The organism is Paenibacillus sp. S33 (genome assembly GCF_053615415.1).
In genome coordinates, this window is the sequence record NZ_JBSIEZ010000001.1 from 3021357 (window position 1) to 3042297 (window position 20941).

General features: G+C 40.3%; 23 protein-coding genes, 2 pseudogenes and 1 riboswitch. Of the genes and pseudogenes, 5 read left to right on the top strand and 20 right to left on the bottom strand.

Going from position 1 to position 20941, the window contains the following annotated elements:
• The first annotated feature begins 49 nt into the window (after positions 1-49).
• Positions 50-931, top strand: coding sequence for a hypothetical protein (locus ACWGXJ_RS13850; protein ID WP_452566971.1), 882 nt, complete (start codon positions 50-52; stop codon positions 929-931).
• Positions 932-987: 56 nt separating this feature from the next.
• Here ACWGXJ_RS13850 and ACWGXJ_RS13855 read toward each other — a convergent pair whose 3' ends face one another.
• From ACWGXJ_RS13855 to ACWGXJ_RS13885, 7 genes are all read right to left on the bottom strand, one after another.
• Positions 988-1872 (bottom strand): IS3 family transposase, encoded by an 885-nt coding sequence (locus ACWGXJ_RS13855; RefSeq protein WP_452566972.1) that lies wholly within the window; start codon positions 1870-1872, stop codon positions 988-990.
• The gene (locus ACWGXJ_RS13860; protein ID WP_250266692.1) at positions 1827-2141 is read right to left on the bottom strand and encodes a transposase; all 315 of its coding nucleotides are present in this window, start codon (positions 2139-2141) and stop codon (positions 1827-1829) included. The genes ACWGXJ_RS13855 and ACWGXJ_RS13860 overlap by 46 nt, the downstream gene beginning before the upstream one ends.
• A 317-nt stretch (positions 2142-2458) precedes the next feature.
• Positions 2459-2542: a putative holin-like toxin gene (locus tag ACWGXJ_RS13865; protein ID WP_452567909.1), complete on the bottom strand. Its 84-nt coding sequence runs from the start codon at positions 2540-2542 to the stop codon at positions 2459-2461.
• A 109-nt stretch (positions 2543-2651) separates the two neighbouring features.
• Complete coding sequence (locus tag ACWGXJ_RS13870) at positions 2652-3041, bottom strand: hypothetical protein (RefSeq protein WP_452566973.1); 390 nt, start codon at positions 3039-3041, stop codon at positions 2652-2654.
• 14 nt (positions 3042-3055) lie between these two features.
• Positions 3056-4201, bottom strand: a complete 1146-nt coding sequence (locus ACWGXJ_RS13875; protein ID WP_452566974.1) for a hypothetical protein — start codon at positions 4199-4201, stop codon at positions 3056-3058.
• Between the two features lie 255 nt (positions 4202-4456).
• On the bottom strand, positions 4457-5749 hold the full coding sequence (locus tag ACWGXJ_RS13880) for a Kelch repeat-containing protein (RefSeq protein WP_452566975.1): 1293 nt from the start codon (positions 5747-5749) through the stop codon (positions 4457-4459).
• A gap of 172 nt (positions 5750-5921) precedes the next feature.
• Entirely contained in the window at positions 5922-6353 is a 432-nt protein-coding gene (locus ACWGXJ_RS13885) for a NucA/NucB deoxyribonuclease domain-containing protein (RefSeq protein WP_452566976.1), read from the bottom strand.
• 215 nt (positions 6354-6568) lie between these two features.
• Between ACWGXJ_RS13885 and ACWGXJ_RS13890 the strand changes: the two are divergent.
• A pseudogene (locus tag ACWGXJ_RS13890) lies at positions 6569-7725 on the top strand (SPRY domain-containing protein).
• Positions 7726-7877: 152 nt separating this feature from the next.
• On the opposite strand, the gene ACWGXJ_RS13895 reads toward ACWGXJ_RS13890, so the two are convergent.
• From ACWGXJ_RS13895 to ACWGXJ_RS13940, 10 genes and pseudogenes are all read right to left on the bottom strand, one after another.
• Positions 7878-8432 carry a DUF1003 domain-containing protein gene (locus tag ACWGXJ_RS13895; RefSeq protein ID WP_452566977.1) on the bottom strand — a complete coding sequence of 185 codons (555 nt, stop codon included), beginning with the start codon at positions 8430-8432 and terminating at the stop codon, positions 7878-7880.
• A gap of 312 nt (positions 8433-8744) precedes the next feature.
• Positions 8745-8917, bottom strand: a riboswitch (M-box (ykoK) riboswitch).
• Between the two features lie 373 nt (positions 8918-9290).
• On the bottom strand, positions 9291-9686 hold the full coding sequence (locus ACWGXJ_RS13900) for a hypothetical protein (protein WP_452566978.1): 396 nt from the start codon (positions 9684-9686) through the stop codon (positions 9291-9293).
• Positions 9687-9699: 13 nt separating this feature from the next.
• Positions 9700-10317, bottom strand: coding sequence for a hypothetical protein (locus ACWGXJ_RS13905; protein ID WP_452566979.1), 618 nt, complete (start codon positions 10315-10317; stop codon positions 9700-9702).
• Between the two features lie 294 nt (positions 10318-10611).
• Positions 10612-11478, bottom strand: coding sequence for a hypothetical protein (locus tag ACWGXJ_RS13910; protein WP_452566980.1), 867 nt, complete (start codon positions 11476-11478; stop codon positions 10612-10614).
• A gap of 127 nt (positions 11479-11605) precedes the next feature.
• Complete coding sequence (locus ACWGXJ_RS13915) at positions 11606-12166, bottom strand: phage holin, LLH family (protein WP_452566981.1); 561 nt, start codon at positions 12164-12166, stop codon at positions 11606-11608.
• Between the two features lie 14 nt (positions 12167-12180).
• Positions 12181-12573 (bottom strand): hypothetical protein, encoded by a 393-nt coding sequence (locus ACWGXJ_RS13920; RefSeq protein WP_452566982.1) that lies wholly within the window; start codon positions 12571-12573, stop codon positions 12181-12183.
• Entirely contained in the window at positions 12563-13102 is a 540-nt protein-coding gene (locus tag ACWGXJ_RS13925) for a peptidoglycan recognition protein family protein (protein ID WP_452567910.1), read from the bottom strand. Before ACWGXJ_RS13925 ends, ACWGXJ_RS13920 begins: the two co-directional genes overlap by 11 nt.
• Positions 13094-13527 (bottom strand): annotated as a pseudogene (locus ACWGXJ_RS13930) (phage holin family protein); the annotation flags it as partial. The gene ACWGXJ_RS13925 and the pseudogene ACWGXJ_RS13930, both read right to left, overlap by 9 nt.
• A 21-nt stretch (positions 13528-13548) precedes the next feature.
• Positions 13549-13764 (bottom strand): hypothetical protein, encoded by a 216-nt coding sequence (locus ACWGXJ_RS13935; RefSeq protein WP_452566983.1) that lies wholly within the window; start codon positions 13762-13764, stop codon positions 13549-13551.
• A 39-nt stretch (positions 13765-13803) separates the two neighbouring features.
• Positions 13804-14544 (bottom strand): phage antirepressor KilAC domain-containing protein, encoded by a 741-nt coding sequence (locus ACWGXJ_RS13940; protein WP_452566984.1) that lies wholly within the window; start codon positions 14542-14544, stop codon positions 13804-13806.
• Between the two features lie 307 nt (positions 14545-14851).
• Here ACWGXJ_RS13940 and ACWGXJ_RS13945 point away from each other — a divergent pair, with 307 nt between their 5' ends.
• The 3 genes from ACWGXJ_RS13945 (at position 14852) to ACWGXJ_RS13955 (ending at position 17985) form a co-directional block, all read left to right on the top strand.
• On the top strand, positions 14852-15655 hold the full coding sequence (locus ACWGXJ_RS13945; RefSeq protein WP_452566985.1) for an undecaprenyl-diphosphate phosphatase: 804 nt from the start codon (positions 14852-14854) through the stop codon (positions 15653-15655).
• A 181-nt stretch (positions 15656-15836) separates the two neighbouring features.
• Positions 15837-16292 (top strand): AraC family transcriptional regulator, encoded by a 456-nt coding sequence (locus tag ACWGXJ_RS13950; RefSeq protein ID WP_452566986.1) that lies wholly within the window; start codon positions 15837-15839, stop codon positions 16290-16292.
• 332 nt (positions 16293-16624) lie between these two features.
• Positions 16625-17985, top strand: a protein-coding gene (locus tag ACWGXJ_RS13955; RefSeq protein WP_452566987.1) for an IS1182 family transposase whose coding sequence is annotated in 2 segments (ribosomal slippage) — positions 16625-17192 and positions 17192-17985 — 1362 coding nt in all. Because the reading frame shifts where the segments join, the coding sequence is not laid out codon by codon here.
• Positions 17986-18200: 215 nt separating this feature from the next.
• On the opposite strand, the gene ACWGXJ_RS13960 is transcribed toward ACWGXJ_RS13955, so the two are convergent.
• From ACWGXJ_RS13960 to ACWGXJ_RS13970, 3 genes are read right to left on the bottom strand one after another with little or no spacing between them, the layout of a single operon-like run.
• A complete protein-coding gene (locus tag ACWGXJ_RS13960) occupies positions 18201-18419 on the bottom strand; it encodes a hypothetical protein (RefSeq protein WP_452566988.1) in 219 nt (72 codons plus the stop codon).
• The gene (locus ACWGXJ_RS13965; protein ID WP_452566989.1) at positions 18416-19198 is read right to left on the bottom strand and encodes a hypothetical protein; all 783 of its coding nucleotides are present in this window, start codon (positions 19196-19198) and stop codon (positions 18416-18418) included. The genes ACWGXJ_RS13960 and ACWGXJ_RS13965 overlap by 4 nt, the downstream gene beginning before the upstream one ends.
• Before the next feature lie 6 nt (positions 19199-19204).
• Entirely contained in the window at positions 19205-20665 is a 1461-nt protein-coding gene (locus ACWGXJ_RS13970; protein WP_452566990.1) for a hypothetical protein, read from the bottom strand.
• Positions 20666-20941 lie beyond the last annotated feature (276 nt).

Genomic DNA, 20941 nt, shown 5'->3' on the forward strand with positions numbered 1-20941 from the left:
CATATATACTAATTTTACTATAATATTACCAATAGATAGGGGTTATGTAATGACTGCAATTGCTTTGCTGGCTTTTTTTGTGTTTTTTGTTTTGTGGGCTATAGCTTTAATAAGAAAGAACGGCAAGGCTAAAAAAATGTTTCTCTTTGGTTTAGCTGCTCTCTTAGTATTTATTATTGGAATATCAGTCGCTGACACTCTGAAACCAATCGAAACTAATTCAAAATCAGTAGCTACTACGCCTGTTAAAGAGAAGGTAGTTACTACTGAATCAGTACAAAAGGACCAGACTGACGCTAAAAAACCATTGATTGACACATCGCTTCCTTTTGATAAGTTTTCATCTGCACTCTTTGCATTGCCAGTATCAAAGCAAGGGGAAACATTCGACAGTGTAAGAAATCAAGTTGTTTCATGGTCAGGTGTTGTTATTGAAGCTGGATCTAGCAGCCTCTATGTCTATGGTAAACCAGCAGATTACAACGGTGAACTATGGTCAGATATTAGCGCTGAAAAGAAAAAACTCGGGGATGTTATTGTTGTAAAAGTTTCAGATCGTTCAGAATTGAATGGTCTTAATCCGGGGGATATAGTTACCTTTAAGGGTGAACTTGGTTCCCGTGGTGCTAAGGGAGAAGCCAATTGGAAACTATACAACGGAAAAATAGAGGGTCGGACAGTAGCAGAATCGCCAAACCTCGGAACCATTACCAAAGCTAAATATAACAAGATTAAAAATGGAATGACTTATGAGGAAGTTGCGAAAATTATCGGTGGTCCCGGTGAGGCTCTTTCAGAGGTTGGTGAAAAAGGAGACGAATTTTATACTGTAATGTATTCGTATAAAGGTGAAGTCGGACCTGGTGCAAATGCCGTTTTCACATTCCAAGGCAACAAACTACAAGCAAAAGCACAATTTGGTCTTGAATAAAACAGCCCCGGAGCAATCTGGTCAAGACCCCATTTTATAGACACTGAAAAAAGCCCCTAGGCTATAAGCTGCTTCCGATACTCTTTCGGAGGCAGCTTATTTAACTTTCGTTGTGGTCGACACTGGTTGTAAAATTGGATATATTCTTTTATTCTCCTTTGTGCCTCGTCCATATTTCGGATATCATAGGGGTAGAGCCCTTCCGTTTTGAGATGCGAGAAGAAGCTCTCTATCGAGGCATTATCATAACAATTGCCTCGGCGAGACATGCTGATTCGGGCGCCAACCTTTGGCAGCATGTCATGGTACGCATGGGACGTGTACTGGAATCCCTGATCGCTGTGAACGATGAGGCCAGTCACGTCTTTTTGCTGTTTCCAGGCTTGTCGAAACGTCTGTAAGACCAGTTCGTTATCATTTCTATGGCTCATCTGGTACGCGATAATTTCGTTATTGAACAAGTCTTTAATCGCAGACAGATATAGCCAGCAATCACCCACACGATATTGCGTGATATCTGTGACCCATTTTTGGTTAGGTTTGGCCGCCTTGAAATCCTGTTTTAGCAGATTTTTCGCCACACGACCTTCTGTAGAAGAAGCATAGTTACAGCGATGCTTCCGGCGAATTTGTGAGCGGATCCCCAAGACCTGCATGAGCCGGAGTACCTTTTTATGGTTCATCCAGACTCCATGATCGTGCTGCAAAAATAGTTGAATTTGGCGATAGCCGTAGACTCCGTTATACTGCTCATACACTTTCTTCACAAGAGCTTTCGCGTCCCGATCTCGATCTGCTCCTCTACGCTTTAAGAAGGCGTAATATCCACTTCTGGAGACTTTGAAAAGCATACACAGTTTGCTAATAGGATAGTCTTTCGCAGCTTTCTCAATGGTTATATATTTGTGTGCTTCATCTCCTGTATCCAGATTTCCAAACACTTTTTTAGCATGTCATTTTCCCGTCTCAGCTTCTGTACATACCTATCCTGGTCGATATACTCCTTACGCCGTCCTCGCTGGTCCATTAGTCCGAATTCACCGAGTTCCTTGTACTTCCGCATCCATTCTTTCAACCGATGTCGATCTGCAATCCCGAACTTCTCCATGAGTTTACGATATGTCCAACCTTCTTCGATATGAAGCCGTATGGCCTCTACTTTGGTTTCAAACGTATATTCTTTAAACTTCTGTCCTTTTTTCGCTGGCATAAAAAATGCACCCCCTAGAAATACATCGGATAAACCAGGGGTTTATTCCAATGTCTATTCTAAGGGGTGCACTTCAAAACTCCGGTGGGTTATTTTATGTCCGTCCTGAATTCAAACATTAGATAGGAACAGTATAGCGTGTGAAAGATAAATTTTGGTGGAGGATACCAATTGCCATGAATAAACATAGTGTGATAACATAAAAATAGAAAAAGGGAACGGCTACCACCGCTCCCCTGCACAACATACCGCTATAAGAGCGGTCGGCACTAAAGGCTTGATCTAGGAATAGACCGTTTACCTTTGCACAGGGCGGTCTATTTTCGTTTATCGAAAGAAAGTATCAGAATCACCAACGTTGCGAATTGAATCATCAACATCAGCGTGTCTTTAACTTCCATGGCATCACCTCCCTTCCGGGAGATTAGCCGACCGCCCTTTATAGCCGTTTTGTCACACAATCCAGATTATACCACAAAAAAGCTCTAGGTAGGTCTGGAGACTTTACTTTTATTTTTCCAGTAATTTATTAAATATCTCTCTATCTTTGGGTGTAAAGTCGGAAATTCGTTTCTTTTTCACGTATGTGTTGGTACTTGAATCCAATTTAATGAAGCTATTTTCACCAACCACGTATACGATATTATCTTCTATTTTATAAGACAAAACGTTATCAATCACTGAATTTGGAGCTTCAATTTGATGAGTGTATAGTATTGGAGGATCACCCGATCCTCCTCCCCTGTAAATCTGAAAAGTCCCATCTCCAAAAAACTCTAACGTATCTTTGCCATACGGGTACTTCCTTATCGTATCATCTCCAGAATTCGCTAGAAAAATTATAGTAGTAGTTATAACTAGTAGAGAGATCAAGATGTAAATCTTGTATCTGCGTTTCATCTGCAATTCACACCTCACTTCCAAGCCTTTTTTGTATCAGTTACTGTAACATAAGATGTATACTCATTGAGTGTTCCCCATGATTCCATTAAATTTGTTAGATTGGCCGCAGCCCAACCGAGTTTGTTGTCCCCAGTAAACATTTGTTTAAAATTATATTCAAAATTATATTTATCATAATATATTGTAGTAATTTCCCATTGTCCTTTTACATATGTTCCATCTATTTTGTACTTCATTTTGTGAAAAGCGTTATACAAATCTCTGTCACTTTCAATTGCAATAGACCCATCACTTGAAAAACTTTTAACTTTTTTGTCGTTAGCTTTTTGTACTGCTTTATCAATTACATACATATTATGTTCTTTGGATTTTTTAATTTGCTGCGCCTCATACGACCACTCGTTAAAGTGTAAATGTCCTGGTTTGTAATCAAGGGAATGTTGAAGTAAATTGGCTGTGATGTCCCCGTACTTCTTTCGAGCTATAGGAACAGCTACTAATGTAAATGCTTTACGATCAGGATAATGTATTACAGTATCTGTTGAATTCTTTATCTTCTCTACGCCTCGCACCCAAGTCTTTTCTAGTTCTACCATCGGATTTTCAAACAGAAAAGTACTATTCCCTGCATACACTAACATATTCTTACTATATGCGCCTTCCAGTACTTTTTGCGAGATATCAGACTGATCCTTTTCTCTTGTTTCCTTAGGTTCTAACTGAGGACTGTATTGAATTTTTCCCAATTGATCTTCTTTTTGTTTTAAAACAATTTCAAACTCAAGGATCTCTTTACTAGTATCAATCTGTTCTTGATACTTATCTACATAAGCGTGTGTAAACGTAATATCTCGGATTGTGTTTTCATTTCTAACGATTTGGATATTACATTTGCGATAGTAATCCTCACTATCTGGTTTATATTCTGTGTTTGCCCATGTATACAGCATGTTGGAATTATCCGCATTGCCTATAACTGAAGGAAGCGAATGAAGCGGAATTTTGCTTCGAATATGTAGCGAATGAGCCAAGTTTGGAGACTTAGCTGAAAGGTTTATGGGACTATTATTCTTATAAGTAAAGCCAATGATCTCACCTTTTACAAACTCGATTGGTTCACCACCGGATTTGCGATCTATTCTTAATGAAATGCTCATTGAAATAATCTCCTCTATTAATTCAATCTAGTTTTATAGGAAATATTTGTGAAAAAAATAATTTCCAAATATTAATATATACGAAAAATATTAAATAGTAAACATATTTTCAACGTGGTAAAGGACGACAATTGAGTTTCTTAACCTCGGCAAATTATATAAAGAAGCTAAAACAAAATGTAATCCAGCCTAACACGGGCCTGTTAGAAACGTTAAAAGCTCCACCGACCAATTAAGGTTAGCAGAGCTATTTATTTATTTAGAGTATTCACTTACTTCAAACGTCAGGATACGATCATAAAGCATATAATCCTTACGGCTGCTAAATGGGCCTTTATTATTGTCATGCTTATTAATCGCGTATGAAGCAGATCCAGAACCAGCCTGCTTACCTTCGTACCAGGCAATAAAGTCATTGACCTCTTTCATGCTAAGGTCGAATTCTTTTTCCAAGCCAGTTGTCATGGTGACTACTAGAATTGCACGGTCCCCAGTTGGTTGAGATGGATCGGTTGGTTCGGGAGTTGGTGTCGGCTCAGGTGTGGAACTGTCAATCTTTCCGAATATTTCTATAGTATTAACCGGAGAATTAGATAATGTACTCTGACTTCCTCCGATAACGTAAATCTGTCCGCCTAATGTTATAGCCCCTGCCCCGCTTCTGGCTTGCTTTAAACTAGCCTCAGGAGACCATTTATTCTGTCCAAAATCAAAGGATTCTACTGTACTAAGTTCATAACTACGTCCACCTGCTTCAGTTTTCCCAGCAATAGCAAAAATTTTATTGGAATAGATGACAGCCTGGGCCCCTCCACGTGCTGTTAAAAGATTGGGTTTGTTTGACCAATTATCGCTGTCGGGATCATATTCAAGAAATGTATTTAGTGAAACATTTGAACTATTATCAATATGTCTACCTGCTACAAGATAGATTTTGTCCTTATGTACAACTGCAGAGGAACCATGAATTGAATTCGGCATAGGTTTCTTTGTTGACCAGCTGTCGGAAGCTGGATCGTATACTTGGACAGTAGCAACTGAAAGTGTATTTGTTGTCATCCCACCAAACACATAAATCTTTCCCTTATATAAAACACTTGTCAACGAACCTAAAGCCTGCGGCATGGCTTTTTTAACGCTCCATGTATCTGTCTGGGTATTGTAAACTTCAACATTATTTACTGAGGAGCCTCCTGTCCAGCTAAAAGCATTACCTGTATAGCCACCGAAAACATAAATATCATTTCCATAAACAACGGAAGTTGCTGCAGCACGAGCCGTAGGCATGTTACTTCCTGAGGCCCATATATTATTTTTCGGATCATAAATTTTTACATCCTTATAAGGGTTTGATCCTGAAGAACCACCGAACATATATATCTTACCATTCAATTCCGAAACAGCACTTACCGCCTTAGGATTTTCTATAGTCGTTTTAATCGACCATTCATCGCTCACAGCTTCTGCTTTTACCTCAATAGCTGGCATATTCATGAACACTATCACTACAATTAAAATACTCCATAATGCTTTAATTTTACTTATCACTAAGATCTCCTCCTGCAATATATTGAACTATTACGAAGATAAATCATTCTTAAAAGTCTGTCTAAACAGAAACTTGCTGATCTATAAATATAATCTAAATATTTGCATATTTATTTTTTATTGGGTATGAAAAAGGGCTCTATCAGCCAACACCCTGTAGAGTCCCTCACCCTTATTTCACTATAAATTTTACCTTTGTACCATCAGCATACTTATCTAGCTGATGGCTTACCCATGATCCTGCTCCCCTGTTATCACTAGGGGTTATTATGTATCGGATATCGGCAACTGCACCGCCTTCAGCACACATTGCCATCGGCCATTCATCGCGGTCATATCCTTTTTTCGTCGGATAGCCCTTGAGCGACTCCTTCCTATTTCCCTCTGCTCCATCCCTGTCAATCGTGCATACTGCGGAATGTCCGGCTGCAATGGCATCTCTAATATGTGCCCCTGTTTCAGGGTAGCGTAAGCTTGGGAACTCCAACGTATACCCAGCTGCTGCTTGTTGGTTGATTGCTGTCGGTTCAGCATAAACGCCCTGAACGGAAAAGATAGCTGCCAGTAAGAATACGATTAATCCTTTTGCGATTTCTTTTATCATATGACACCTCCATATTATTTAAATCTTCTCTATACTAATTGGAGAGTCATGTCGAAGTATCGCATATGTTGTCGCATAATAAAAAGACTCTTACCAGTTTTCTGGCAGAGTTCATTACTTCGGAAATTAAAAACCACATTTAAACTTATTTTGAATATATAGTCATTAATGTTTAGACAACCCATATAAAAGTTGCTAAATTCGCATAATAATAAATGCTTAAAGGAGAGATTAATTTAAAGCGAGTTATTACGCCATTATTGCTACTGGGATTTTTTACTTTAATAAGTATTAGTTCCTCGGCATATGCTGCTACAAAAAACGTAGTATGGGAAAAGAGCAATTCTGTTTCAGTCACCGTAAATGAAAATGGAACCAAAGCAAATATGGGAAAAACCAAAGGAAAATGGTATTGGGAAGTAACAGTAAATGCTCAATCAAATGCCTCGACAGGTATCGGTATCGTTGGTGAAGGTAAAATATACAATGGAGCAGGTGCATCAGCTCTTCAGAATTGGATGTATTATGCTGCAAACAGAAACACTTATCCGGGTATAGTTTCTTCTGGAAAAATCTACACAATTAAGGACGTTATTGGTGTGGCGTTAAATATGAGTGATGATAAGATCAGCTGGTATAAGAATGGTGTACTCGTTTATACAAGCACCTTTAAGCCGAGCGATCTTCCAGGAGAGATTGTGACTCCTTCGATCACAGGTGGAACAACTGGTAGCTTTTCGTTTGATGCAAATTTCGGTGCAACTCCGTTCACGTATAGCCTTCCAGAAGGGTTTCTCCTCTACCAACAACCTGAAAATTCATTAACTCTTTCTGCAACAGGTAATGAAGAAAATATTCAATTGAAGTGGGATGGAATACCGGGAGTTACGACTTATAAAATTGAAAGAGCGCTAACCCCTGGAGGTCCGTATGAAGAATTAGCCTCTGATATTTCTGGTACAACTTACACTGATAATAAGGTTGAAGAAAACACTACCTATTACTACGTAGTTACAACAAATATCTCATCCACGGATCAAGTTGTATCAAATGAAGCTAGTGCTACTACTTTAAAGAAATCCACGCCTGATCCGTCTGAACCTACAGATCCAGCCGAACCATCACAACCAACTGGTGACCGCGCTATTCTGACTGTAACCATGGACAATGGAACTGATAAAGAATTCGATCTAGTAAAAAAGAACTCAGTGCATTCTTTGCTTGGTATGACGCTAAAGATGCTGGTAGAGGCCCTTCATTCTTTGCCATTGATAAACACAATAACAACAAAGGTCCATTCAGCAACCGTAAGGACTATGTAATATTCAATAAAATACTCACATTTGAAGTAAGCGAGTATTCAACTAAATAAACAACAAGAAGGACTCTATCCGGCTACGTGCCAGTGGAGTCCTTCTTTACATCTACTCTAAATTCAAACTGCTTACGGAAGAAATAAGATCCGTTAATCTGAATCGATTCAGGTGAAAACTTTTCTACAGGGCCTCTATATAATCCAAAGAGTCATTTGTGTTCTTCATTCGGTTGTTTTAGAACAAGTAAGAGTTTTTTAATCTCAATCAGTTCGCCTTCGATCCGATGAAGGTGGCTCTGCATATCGTCAATCTCTTGTTCGGCTTTGTAGTTGATCGCGAAGTCAATGATCGATTCATGCTTATCCCTTGCAGTTTGGCGGTTCTGACTCATCATAATGACCGGAGCCTGGAATGCTGCGATAAAGGACAAACACAAGTTCAACAAGATAAATGGAGGTTGATCGAAATGAAAGCGAGTAAACGGCAAGCTGTTCAAGAGTATCCAGATGGTCAGAAAGATAGCGAAATAAGTAATAAATCTCCAGCTACCGCCGAATGATGCAATCCGATCCGCAAGACGATCTGACCAGCTTGTCGTTCTTTGGTACGCTTCATCTAAATGAGAAAGAATGCTATTTTCGTAACTATCGACTAGCCGATCAATACGACGAGTATTTTCCTGATTCAATTCAATATCAAAGCCTTGAATATGAGCAGCGCTTTTATTTTGCTGCTTTTTTTGAAAAAAATTCATTTTTGACATGTCAACTGCCTCCTTGTTTTAAGGCAGTCGGGCCCAATACTACCCCGTAGGAGAGGAGTAGCAACCATACTCAATTACGGTATCTAGTTTTATCCCGACTGCCAATAGACTCACTGGTTCTGGATCCGGTTCAGACGAACTTCGACTACTCATAGAATGGTTCAACCCCTCTCCCATTATCATGTTGTGGGCTCATATTTTACTGATCACACTGGAACCATATCACTGCCAATACCTAACACATTGAAATTAAAACGCCCCTCAGCTCAACTGAAGGGCGTCGTTCTGCATGCAAGATAAAGCATGCAAATATCCGATTCCCCCAAGTCGAGCTTTAGCACTATACGACGTAAAAGAACCAAAGTTCTTTAGCCACATTAAGAAGAGCCTTAATCCGGCAATTCCTGTTATACCCATTGGCATCTTTCGATGTTTCCGGGCAGTGGCTTATGTTCGTATAGGAGCCTCACCTAACGAGGACATCAATATTTCCTTAGCAAGCATACTGCTGTCCAAATGTGCTGTCAACCCAAATATATTTACTATATTTTACATGTATTTGCGCCTGGTGACAGCGACGCTGGCACTCCCCCATATAATGCAAAAATAAAAAGTCGTTGTGCCGCAGGTGCGGCAAACAGGTGGTCTACAACTTACACCATATCATCACTCAACGGTTTTACTACATATACTCTTTCCTGGCTTAATGCAGCTGCAAAAAGTTCTATATCCGACTTTAACACTTTATATGTATGGTTCATGCTGATCACCTCGGTCATTTATTTGATGAATAATGTGGTAATTCCTCCAACGACAAAAATAGACTCGCCAGTTACCTAGCGAGCCTTAATTTTAAGTTTAATGTAATGGAGCCTGATCCCAATCCGCCTGCAAATCGACACCGAACTGTCTTATTGCTTCTTTAGTAGCAAAAAGACAGAAATCTTGTTGAGAACCGTAAAAATTCAGCTTGTATAGGGTGCCGGAGTCAACCTCTTCCCAGTTTAACTCATAAAGATCTTTCTCGAATGATGAATACGATCCATTTAACCTTTTTACGGGGAATTGCGAAGTGGCTTCAATATAATTCTTAACAGTGATATTTGTCCACCCAAAATCCAAATCATATATCTTTTTATCCGATTTGAAGTATTTAAAATTGAGCTGACACCCTTCACGTTCACCCGGGATATGATATTTGAATGTAAATTCAACACATGTCCCCTCTTCATTTTTGTCTTTAAGAATAGCCATTGTTCTCTCCTCTTTATTTAAAATTCCACATAGACTTAAACCAACGTTTTTTCACATTTACTCGATAATTAATAGTGTCCTTACCGTTATCGCTATAAATTGTGATTACATCATTCGCGCTATTATCCAAAATGGCTATTATTTTATTATTAGGGTCATAGACAACACGAGCTCCTGTTTGAATATCAACATATTTTTCAACTGCTCGCATACCGGATGCTTTGCCTTCAAGCAGATTGTCAATCATAAGAGTAGTAATTCCATCTTTAATAGCTTCTTCAATGGCATGTTTAGTTAAGTTTGTTATAACATTTCTTGTTGTGGTTTGAACAGCAACAGAACTACCTCTTTTGAAAAGTTGTTGTATTGTAAACTTAATTATATGACCAATTGATGCTGGTTGAGCTGCAAACGGAGTAATGTGATTTTGATCAAATTCAGATTGAATGCCAGACTGATTTTCCTTGTATTCTTCATACACTTTATCCAATTGTCTGTCATATTCCTCAGTAACTTCTTCAGACTGATGAGTGATTTCTTCAGCTGAAGCTGAAGTTGCAGTCAAACCAAAAATATTAAATAATAAAATAACGGATAAAATTGCGGCAAAATACTTAGCTATTCTCTTCAAGTTAGCACCTCTATGTTTTATTTTTAACAAGTATGGTTGGCCAACCAATATTTACAATAATAATACAAATTGAATTATTATACAATTATGTTATTTTTTACACTTGAAATTTTAACATATTTTTGAACTTCATTTATTGAATTTAATTGTAGAAATGCACAAAACACCCCCACTAGCTTAGCTAGTGGGGGTGTTACCAATGCTTTCGGATTGCACAACGGTGCTTCCGTATGTGTTGTTACGATTATACAATGCTTAGTGATTTCTTGTATATCATTAAATTTCCATCTAAATTCATCTTAGTAAACGGAAACAGAATAAATTCTTAATTTTTTCGGTAACTATTATGCTATTTCCAGGACGATCAGCCCATAGATATAATTTGCCAACTTTTTCAACACCTTGACCTGCTCCATATGTAGGGGGTTTTATACGCTCAATAAATCTAAACTCTCTACCATTAAAATGGTAATGATCCAATCCTTGCGCATAATTTTCTCCATATTTATTGGCGCCATGTAGGTTAGCGTATAACTCATCCTCATCAAAAAAGATGCCTTGATAACCACCATCATTTCCAAAATTCTCTGATAAGGGGTAAGACTTCATTAGATTAAAATCTTTATCAAATTGTCTAATCTCATTTAAATCATGGTAAACTACCCAGTACGTATTATTATATTCTGCTAAAGACTCTGCTGTGCCATACCCTATGTCGAACTCATCTACCTGTTTCAAATCAGGCAGGCTATACTTTACAATTCTACTTATTCGTTCCTCTGTTGATGGCCCCGAATTAAAATTATATACCGTTGCATAAAGGTAACCATCTGTTATGTAACAATCTCCAAAAGACATAAAAAGCCCTCTTTGATCTGTTTCTGTATAAGCTTTCGTTTTCTCAGTTACAAAAGCACCGTTCATTGTATAAACAGATATTGTATTGGAAAGTTTGAATTTCTCATCACGATCAGATGTAACGTAAATGTGTGTCCCGTCAGAAGCGACACCTTGCCATGCCCTAAAATTTTTTTCAATCTTTAATGCTCTCATTCCTTGGTGGAAATCACCACCCGTTAAACTAAATGTGCCTGTTGGAGAACCATATAACCCTAAGATAATCACTATGACACTTAGTATATTGAACACCATCTTATTCAACCCGCCTTTAAACTTCAATTAACAATGATAAAATCATAAAGTAATATGCAAATAATTCAATTTTTATAATAAATACATTCTTAGGTACCCTGCCAGCACACACTAGCAGGGTACTGGTTTTATCCTTTTATTCCGTGGTCATAGGCGTTTCTACAGCTTCTACCGGCGCTAAAATAAGCTCGGATTCAGGCTGCACCTGAGTAGGAACAACAACGACCACATCCGCTGTAGCCTGAGCTAAGAAATCATTAAGCTTTGCAGCCAGACCCGATACAGCTTCCTTAGCTGCGGCCTGTGTTGCCTCCTCGTTTGGCTGTGCTTCAGTAGCCAGTACCGCTTTTGTTTTGGCCTTATACTCCAGATATGCCTTCTCAATTGCTGCTTGCAACTCCGTAGGCGATACCACAATACCTTGTTCGGTCAATCGCAAGGATGCATACTGTAAAGCCTCTTGCATCTTACGAACACCGCCTACATCTTTAAACGTGGTCTGAGCAAGCGCGAAAGCTTCACCAGCTACCTTATGGATTACATCTCGTTGCGCCGCTGTCGTACGGGCATCTAACCAAGAGTTAGCCTTATTCTTAAGTGTATTAAGCCCTGCCAATACGAAGGTCACCAGTACGCCTACAACGGCTGTAACAATGGTATTAATGGCTGGTTGAATTGTTTCGATTACATTTTGCATATAAAATCCCCCTATTATTGTTTGGGCAAACCTGCGGCAGCGCCCAGATAATTAGCCAAATTGTTATAGTGTTGCATTTGTTCCTTGTCACCCGCCTGTTTCGCTTTAAACCAAGCCGGCTGAAGCCAGCGGAAAATGATTTCTTGAGCATTGGATTTAAACAGCTTCACAGCTCCGGCAAGAGGCAGATTCTTTTCGTTCAGCCCGGCCGCAGCCCTTAGGTTGTTCGCAAGGTTATGAAAATGCGTCTTGCCTTCCTGATCATCGGCCTTTTGGCTGGCAAACCATGCTGGAGATACATAGTTGTCAATTAAGGATTGAGCGATATACACGGGCAACGGCGTGAAGTCCAGCGCAGCTGGAGCTGTAGAAGCGCCTTTGAGCTCTGTCTCAACCTCATAGATCAATACCTTTAGCGTCCTTGCCAATCGTAGCTAGCGCTTGGTCTACGTCCCTCTTACGCGCTGGATCAAGCTGCTTATGGCTTGGTATGTGCGTTCGCGGGTTAATACCCCACTTGTTACAGCAGTAAGCTAGATACCATACAAAGCGTTTGTAAGCCTCTAACGTGTCGATCTTGCCACCGAAGCATAGTTCTATTCCAAGGGCAATGTCATTCGCGTCGTCACCAAAGCGCTCGTTATCTGTGGTGACGTTGTACAAGACGTGCCAAGCTTTCTCGGCTGCGTCTGATCCGGTTCCAGTTGGGATAATTTCGAGAATCTTTTTATCATCGACAAAGACCTGTGCAGACGCTGATCGGTCTTTTAGATTTTGAAAATAGGTGAAATGGTTATCCGCAGATGCCCCAGGATTACCCGTATCATGGGCAACTAAAAAGACCGGCGTACCCGACGTTAATCGAGTACCCGGTCTTACGTTATGGCGCTTGTTTATGTAGCGCCGTTCTATCGTGTATTTTTTTGTGTCGAACATTTTGATATGTTCCCCCTTATACAGCAGGCGTGACCGAGACTCAAAAATCTTGACCGCATTCCTGAGTACATCCGGCATCGGTACACCCATGCGACCTACATTCTCAATAATGGACAGCAGCTCATTTGCCAAATAGAAAAAGATCACTGCATCCTGGAAATAGTGTAAGTTGCCCAACGCCACATCAATAAAGTGGGCCACTACCACTATTAAGAAAATAACTACCTTACGCGCTATGCCGTGATAACCTATCCGGCTTCGTAACTCTCCGCGAATCCATGCAGCTATCCACACAGTCAACCAGTCCGCAATTACGAACATAAAAGTAAATGTATCATGACACTCCAGCCTCCAAACAGGTAGCCAGCAACCGCCCCAAACCCCGCCGCCGCCCCTTTTATGATTTGTGTTAATCTGTCGTCCATCGTTCTCCCCCGTCTCTCTGTTCAGGAAACTTTTCCTGAGCTATCATTGTCTTTTTTCTGATCTTCTTGCGCCTGTATCTCTGCTAATGCATCTCCTATTGCTATATCCAAACCTTTAAGTATTTCTTTCCGGCGCGCTGGTTGCGAAGCAATCACAGCAGAAATGACCTCAGTCAATTCTTCAATTGGCCTTGTTAGATCCAGTTGTATATCCAATGTAGATTTTATTTTTGCCACGGGTTTCATCACCTCCCTCAGACACAAAAAAAGACACCTTTAGTTTGCAGATGCCTTTGATTGCTCCTTATTATAAATTTTCACATGCCATTCACGACCTAACTGTGTAAATCTACGGTGATATATCACTTTTCCGTTATCAAGAACTTCTTGTTTGATTTCAACATAGCCGCAATCCGCAAATCTGCTATACAACAACCATGTGTCATTCTGCCTGAATTGAATCTTTCGATTGCCTAAATCATGGTTAAGAGCAATTGCTGACTTAAATCCGAGTTCTTTGGCAATCTCTATGGCAGTATAGGTTTTGTTAACATGCATTAGGATTGCATTTGTTCTTTCCGCCTGTACTCTGGCAGCACGTTCTTCCTTGAGCTTAGTCAGCAGTTCAATTCCAAAGTCAGGATTATTGAGGATATTATCAATCACAGTATCCGTAGCATATATTCCATGCTTCCTGATCGACGGCAATATTTCATCAGCTACCTTTATCTGAAAGGCTTCTGCTACTTCATTTTTTGCTTTCATTGATAAACGATAGAAAATGTTTTCAGGAATAAATTCAGGCAGGCCAACTTTCCCGACTTCATCACCGTGCCCACTTGTGGGTACGCCAAAATCTTGCACGTACCCTCTCACTCGCTCCCACCTTACAACTTCATTGCCACTGGCTGCTGAACGAACAAACCCAAGCCCACGAGAAACATTCTCTAAACTCAATTGTGCCGTCCCATTTCCATCAATAAACCCTCGTACTCCGTGAATTGTAAGTATATCCATTACGATCTCACCTTTCTTTGTACGCAAAATAAGCCCCTGAGTTATCAGAGGCTTTTATACTTATATCTTAAATTGGTTTTGTTACTATAACGCTGCGGATTTTAGAGAAGTATTGTTCGTGGAAATAGAGCATTAGACTGAATATACGTCATTAGGCTAAAAGGCAGGTTAACTCTAAAAAGACTTATAAATGAGAAATGTGACAATTATGTCATTCTGAATAGAATATTGTTATGTTGATCGATGGGAATATGTAAATGTCCCCCTTATACTGGGAATTGTTATTTTTGAAGGGGGATAGCCACTGATGATTGATGTAATCAAAGCAATAATACTTGGCATAATAGAGGGCTTAACTGAATTTTTACCGGTATCGTCTACTGGACATCTTATTTTAGCAGGCAATTTGCTTAGCTTTGATGGTGACGCTGCAATAACTTTTAAAATTGTTATACAGTTAGGTGCAGTGATGGCAGTTCTAATTCTTTATTGGAAAAGATATTTGGAGATTGGGGCTAATCTGATTAGAATGGATTTTTCCCAAAATAAAGGATTAAATGTAATTCATATGATTTTGGCTATGTTACCAGCATTAATCGTATATCTTTTCTTCAAGGACACAATAAAAAGCCAATTATTCGGCCCAACTCCCGTCTTGATCGGTTTAGTTGCCGGTGGCTTGTTGATGATTATCGCAGCACGGAGTAGGAGAACTAAAACCACTGATACGATTGATGGGATTAATTATAAACAGGCTTTCGGGATTGGCCTGTTCCAATGTTTGGCTTTGTGGCCGGGATTTTCGAGATCGGGTTCGACGATTTCAGGTGGCCTTTTACTTGGCACTAGCCAAAAAGCCGCCGCAGACTTTACGTTCCTTATTTCCGTACCTGTTATGTTTGGTGCAAGCTTGTTGGATTTGTACGATAGTCGCGAGTTGCTAAATTCTGACGATATCTTTCTAATGTTAATTGGCTTTACGACATCCTTTCTTGTGGCGATGATTGCAGTAGTGACGTTCATCAAACTAATTAAGCGACTCGGATTGGAATGGTTTGCCCTATACCGTTTTGTCTTAGCAGCTCTCTTCTATTTAATCGTCATACAGTAACCAGTTTATTATTAAAGAAATATCTCCACTATCATTCACACATTGTTGAGCAGGCGCATATGTCTTCTCTTTGGGTATTAGCGCTAATTTGACTATTTTTAAAATTGAGTTGTTTATCATTTTAAAGCATTATAAGATGGTTTCAGACATCGATGTACTTTAAAAAGAAAGAGAAGAAAATATGAAGGCTGAAATTGAAAAAATACCGTCTTTTAGAATTGCATACATGAGACAGATTGGTCCTTATGGAATTGAAAATTCACAACTAATGGAGAAATTTAAAGGTTGGGTTAAATCGAATAATTTATTTAATAATACGTCTATTATCCTTGGTATTGCCCAAGATAATCCTGCATTTGTGAAGCCAGAAAATTGTCGCTACGATGCATGTTTGGTTCTTTCTGATGATTACTGTATTAATACTGATGAAGTAAGTCTAAGCAACATTAGTGGAGGAAGATACGCTGTTTTTAAAATAAATCATACAGCAGAAGCTGTTCAAAAAGCTTGGACTGAAATATTCCTGGAGTTGGAAAATCAAAGGTTCAGCTTAGATGAAACCAGACCTATCTTGGAGCGATATACAGTTGAACTTATTAATAATCATTATTGCGAAATTTGCGTTCCGATTCAATAGACGTATTAAGATATAGGTTGTTTCTATTATTGAAAGCAGTCTAATACTATCCTCTTTTATAAAAGTAAAAGCCCTCTGTTTAAGAGGGCTTTTCAGGCTGTCGAGAAACCCCCTGTTTTTTTGCAGGGGGTTTAAAACTGTCTTAGTGGTCTAAAAACTAGGGTCCTCAGATCGTTTTAAATCGATTTTTGTTTTAAAAGATGCGTCTCCCCATATAAAAATAGAAGTGTCGAGAAAGTCTCGACAGCTTTTTTTATGTTCATTTTATTTAAGACGACACCGCGTTAATGTTGTATAATATAGGTAACTATTGTAGAACGGACGGTGTTGATATGCTGCGACCTCATCGAGACCAACAACAATCTTTTGAATTGGTTTCTCTGGAAGAACTGGTACCACAAGATCATCTGCTTCGTAAAGTGGATACATATATAGACTTCTCCTTTATTCATGAGAAGGTAAGCCCGCTGTATTGTGCAGACAACGGGCGTCCTGCCATTGATCCTACCGTGTTGTTTAAAATGATCTTTCTCGGTTATTTCTATGGCATTCGCTCAGAACGACAACTCGAGCGTGAAATTCAGACGAACCTGGCTTATCGCTGGTTCCTGGGGCTGGGCTTAACGGATAAGGTTCCAGACCATACGACGATTAGCTGGAATCGTCGCACTCGCTTTAAAGACACCACGATCTTTCAAGATATCTTCGATGAAATTGTGCTGCAGGCGATCTCTCACCGAATGGTGGGTGGGCGTGTTCTCGTCACCGATTCCACACACGTCAAAGCCAATGCTAACAGACACCAGTACACCAAAGAACAAGTGTTGCAGAATACCAAAGACTATATGGACGAGCTTAACGAAGCGGTGAAGGAGGACCGGAAAAGCCACGGAAAAAAGCCTTAAAATCCCGAGAGGAAGTGAACGAAGAAAAAGAAATTAAAGTGAGCAAAACAGCCCCAGACAGCGGCTATATGATCCGTGATGGCAAGCCTGAAGGCTTCTTCTATCTGGACCACCGCACAGTGGATATGAAGTACAATCTGATTACGGATGTGCATGTGACGCCGGGGAATGTACATGATTCTGTCCCCTATTTGTCCCGTTTGGATCGACAAAGAGAACGCTTTGGTTTTCAAGTAGAAGCTGTTGCGCTAGATTCAGGTTATTTAACGACGCCGATTTGCCGAGGTTTGCAAAACCGAAAGGTTTTTGCCGTGATTGCTCACCGAAGATTCCATCCCAGACAAGGGCTGTTTCCGAAATGGAAGTTTGAATACGATGCCAAACGCAATGTGTATAGATGCCCAGCCCAACAGGAACTGCCCTACCGAACGACGGACCGTAAGGGATACCGGCAGTATGCCTCTGACCCAGCTCAGTGCCAGCATTGCCCACTGCTAGACCAGTGTACCCAGTCTCGAAACCACCGCAAAGTGGTGACTCGGCATGTCTGGGAAGACAGCAAAGAGTGGGTACGGGGCAACCGGCTAAGCCCATCCGGGAAACGGCTGTACCGCAAACGAAAAGAGACGATTGAGCGAAGCTTCGCGGATGCCAAAGAGCTCCATGGGTTTCGCTATTGCCGTTTGCGCGGTCTTCCAAATGTCAGGGAACAAGCCCTTATGACGGCAGCCGTGCAGAACATGAAGAAGATGGCGATTCACCTGGATCGCCTGAAGAAACAGGGATAACCCCCCTGTTTCTCCAGAGACCAGAGCCTTATGATGTAAAGAAAAAGAAACCCACGTCTCAAAAGACGGGTTTCTCGACAATCTGAAAAGCCCTCTGTTTAAGAGGGCTTTTGTGTATACAGTATATAATTTTTGTTTGTTGCTGGATAACCACGGATTTTATTTCAGGGAAGCTATAGCCTTATTTATTTCTTCTAGTTCAGTCTTATATTTAGCTATATACCAGCTCCACATGCTTGTTCAGTGACCTTCACCTTATATGTTGCTCCATCAGCGGCCTGGGCGCTCAACGATGTCAGTCTGCTCAAAATTTCAGTATCATTCTCCACACTTAGCGCCGCCCGGATTTGTCCGAGTACATTATTAGCCGCTGCCAATGCAGTAGCTTGTGTTTGTTGTGCTGCCAAAGCAGCAGCTTTTTGTTCGTCTGTCACAGTGTCATCTCCTTGGGCCAGTTCTCGGCCTGTTCTTTTGTTTGATGCTGCTTAGATACAAAAGCATTCATACCGCCTTTGTTGCTGAAAAAATAAAAGACGCGTCCATCGCCATCAAGCGACTTCGCATCTAAAGGTAATGGTTCGTATTCAGTTTGTCGCTGCTGCTCAGCTTCAGCATGTTGTTTCACCGACAGAGATTCACGTGTTATTCCAGCACCTTCATATCCTCCATCAAATACAATGGAGTTTTCCATGATATATCCATCATCCGCGAGAACAAGACATTCTTTGTCATCGTACGTTTGCCCACGAATGTGTGAACATGCTGAGGAACCATAATAATCACTGCCACAAATGCTACACGTATGCTTCGTACTAACAAACCCTGCCGAGGTATCAAAGATAGTTCCTGAATCAATACCGGTAGCCAGTTGATCCGCTGAGATCCCATTAGCTTCTAGCCCCTTTGCCATGTAATGATCACCGTAAAGTTCCAGTTCCCCTCCCTCTTCGATAATCCGGCTGTCAAAAGTTCTGCCATACGGGAAAGATAAGGCTTCCCGCTTCTGCCACGGATGGTCAACCAGCAAGGCGACTTCCTCTTTAACTTGATCTGCCATTTTGCGTAGGAAGTTTGGGGTAATCTTCATTTTGTACTTATCAATACGCTTGGTTCCAATGATTCTCGCTTGAAACACATGAGTTTGTTCATCGGTCAATGGGACCAATGCTTTTTGATTGATCTTTGCCAGTTGTTCCGGTGTAGGTTTTGCCATAATGTTTTATTCACCTCCTTCTGGTGGAGTCTGTTCTTCATTTGAATCAAATTCTAGCTTTTTCAGAAGCAAGGGGAGCAATTCGGCTGGAATTTTGGCATTAATACCAAGTGTCCAACGTATTTCTTCAGCAGCTTCCAACGGTGTGATGTAGAAATTCTTCTCCGCTGTGATGTAGTTGTCGATCTTTGAACGTCGGTCACGTTCAATCTCATTTTCAGAGCGTAAATCAATGGGGAGATAGTCAGCTTCAACTTTTATTTGAGTCCCCTTTACTCTTGCTGACAATAAAAAAGCCCGCTGCCAGAAACGTTTGGTTACGCTCCGCGCGGACTCTACATTTTTGATATATATTTGAGTGTCAATCGAGCTATACGTTTCGGTTGACCCTTGATGCCTAGAAAGTATAGTAAGCAACGTCTTGAGTGAAGTCGCCATTTGGGTATCAATAATGTCGATCAGTTTCTTAATATCAATCATCGGCCCCGAATTACCGCCTTTGAGGTATTCCACCTTTACACTATCCCAGTGGACAAGGGCATCATCTGGATTGAGTGAGTTGAAATGGTTTAACATCTCATCCATCCGCTCTTTAAGCCATTTTTGTTGACCATCGGGGTTACTCTTTAAGTTGTTCGGCATGTTCTTCAACATGATTTCTTCCAACATGGAGATATCAAGCCTCGGATACCCCTGGTTATGAACTACTGCTTTTAGATCCTCCAACACCTGAAGATGAAAGAATACTGCTTGCAGTACCGGAAGCATAGGCGTTCGTCCATAAGGATCATCAACCATAGGATCAAACTCTTCATAGATGAACGTTGGTGTGTCGATCTTCTTATAATTACCAAACCACTCTTCGTTCGCGTTCCTTCGTGGGTTCTTCACATATTGCCACGGTGTAAGTCGATTAGTATCCGGCTCCCTACGAAACCATATTAAAGCCGGATCAACCGGAACGATATCAATTACATCGTTACATCGCTCATTTAGTACTACTTCCCCGGCACAAGCACCACGAACCATAATCATCATCCGTTGGATCGTGTCCAGTTTATTTAACGACCGTCCATGCTGATATCCTGGCGAAAGTAGCGGTGTGTTTAGCATAGATTTGAGCTCATCTAGCACCCGTTGTCCGCCCTTATCTGCGTTCCCATTCGGCTTCTTTGCTGTAAACGTTATATCCGTATCTCCCATACGTAAGTATGTGTACAAGGCATAGGATACGTCGGGATGAACGGATATCAGAAGTTCCAGTAATTCCTCTGCTGTATAGCTCTGTAACTTGGTAAGGTCAATATTGTGAGCCTGCTGATGTTTCTTGGGTAGCCAGTTAAATATGCCCCACGGGTTAGCGTTATTAGGTACTGTCGCTCTGCCAACACCCATCATCTGCCGTTTTACGGATGCCGGAAGAACAACATTCGCAAATGAATATATGGCTTTATGATACCATTTCAAGCCTTCAACACCTTTCTTTACAAACTTCTATGGATAAAGGATAACATTTGTTTAATTCGAAATTACTACTGAATTTTTCAATCGCCAAAACAGTACGATTGGAAACTACTGCTCCTTTAATAATATTTCTAAATATGAACCTAAAAAGTCAATAAACATTCCATAACCTTCTGTATTCATTCTACTTCTATGAATTAAGAATACCTTTGTTTATTGTGGTGTTATTAAGAATTATTGCAGTAAATATTTACAGTATAATTAATATTTAAAACAACA

Excerpts from the sequence above, each read along its gene's own strand:
- ACWGXJ_RS13875 (WP_452566974.1), bottom strand. The coding sequence starts at position 4,201 with ATGAGCATTTCATTAAGAATAGATCGCAAATCCGGTGGTGAACCAATC.
- ACWGXJ_RS13885 (WP_452566976.1), bottom strand. The coding sequence starts at position 6,353 with ATGATAAAAGAAATCGCAAAAGGATTAATCGTATTCTTACTGGCAGCT.
- ACWGXJ_RS13940 (WP_452566984.1), bottom strand. The coding sequence starts at position 14,544 with ATGGATATACTTACAATTCACGGAGTACGAGGGTTTATTGATGGAAAT.
- ACWGXJ_RS13965 (WP_452566989.1), bottom strand. The coding sequence starts at position 19,198 with ATGGCAAAACCTACACCGGAACAACTGGCAAAGATCAATCAAAAAGCA.
- ACWGXJ_RS13945 (WP_452566985.1), top strand. The coding sequence starts at position 14,852 with ATGATTGATGTAATCAAAGCAATAATACTTGGCATAATAGAGGGCTTA.
- ACWGXJ_RS13950 (WP_452566986.1), top strand. The coding sequence starts at position 15,837 with ATGAAGGCTGAAATTGAAAAAATACCGTCTTTTAGAATTGCATACATG.
- ACWGXJ_RS13895 (WP_452566977.1), bottom strand. The coding sequence starts at position 8,432 with ATGTCAAAAATGAATTTTTTTCAAAAAAAGCAGCAAAATAAAAGCGCT.
- ACWGXJ_RS13865 (WP_452567909.1), bottom strand. The coding sequence starts at position 2,542 with ATGGAAGTTAAAGACACGCTGATGTTGATGATTCAATTCGCAACGTTG.
- ACWGXJ_RS13870 (WP_452566973.1), bottom strand. The coding sequence starts at position 3,041 with ATGAAACGCAGATACAAGATTTACATCTTGATCTCTCTACTAGTTATA.
- ACWGXJ_RS13850 (WP_452566971.1), top strand. The coding sequence starts at position 50 with ATGACTGCAATTGCTTTGCTGGCTTTTTTTGTGTTTTTTGTTTTGTGG.
- ACWGXJ_RS13860 (WP_250266692.1), bottom strand. The coding sequence starts at position 2,141 with ATGCCAGCGAAAAAAGGACAGAAGTTTAAAGAATATACGTTTGAAACC.
- ACWGXJ_RS13925 (WP_452567910.1), bottom strand. The coding sequence starts at position 13,102 with ATGTTCGACACAAAAAAATACACGATAGAACGGCGCTACATAAACAAG.
- ACWGXJ_RS13900 (WP_452566978.1), bottom strand. The coding sequence starts at position 9,686 with ATGGCTATTCTTAAAGACAAAAATGAAGAGGGGACATGTGTTGAATTT.
- ACWGXJ_RS13915 (WP_452566981.1), bottom strand. The coding sequence starts at position 12,166 with ATGCAAAATGTAATCGAAACAATTCAACCAGCCATTAATACCATTGTT.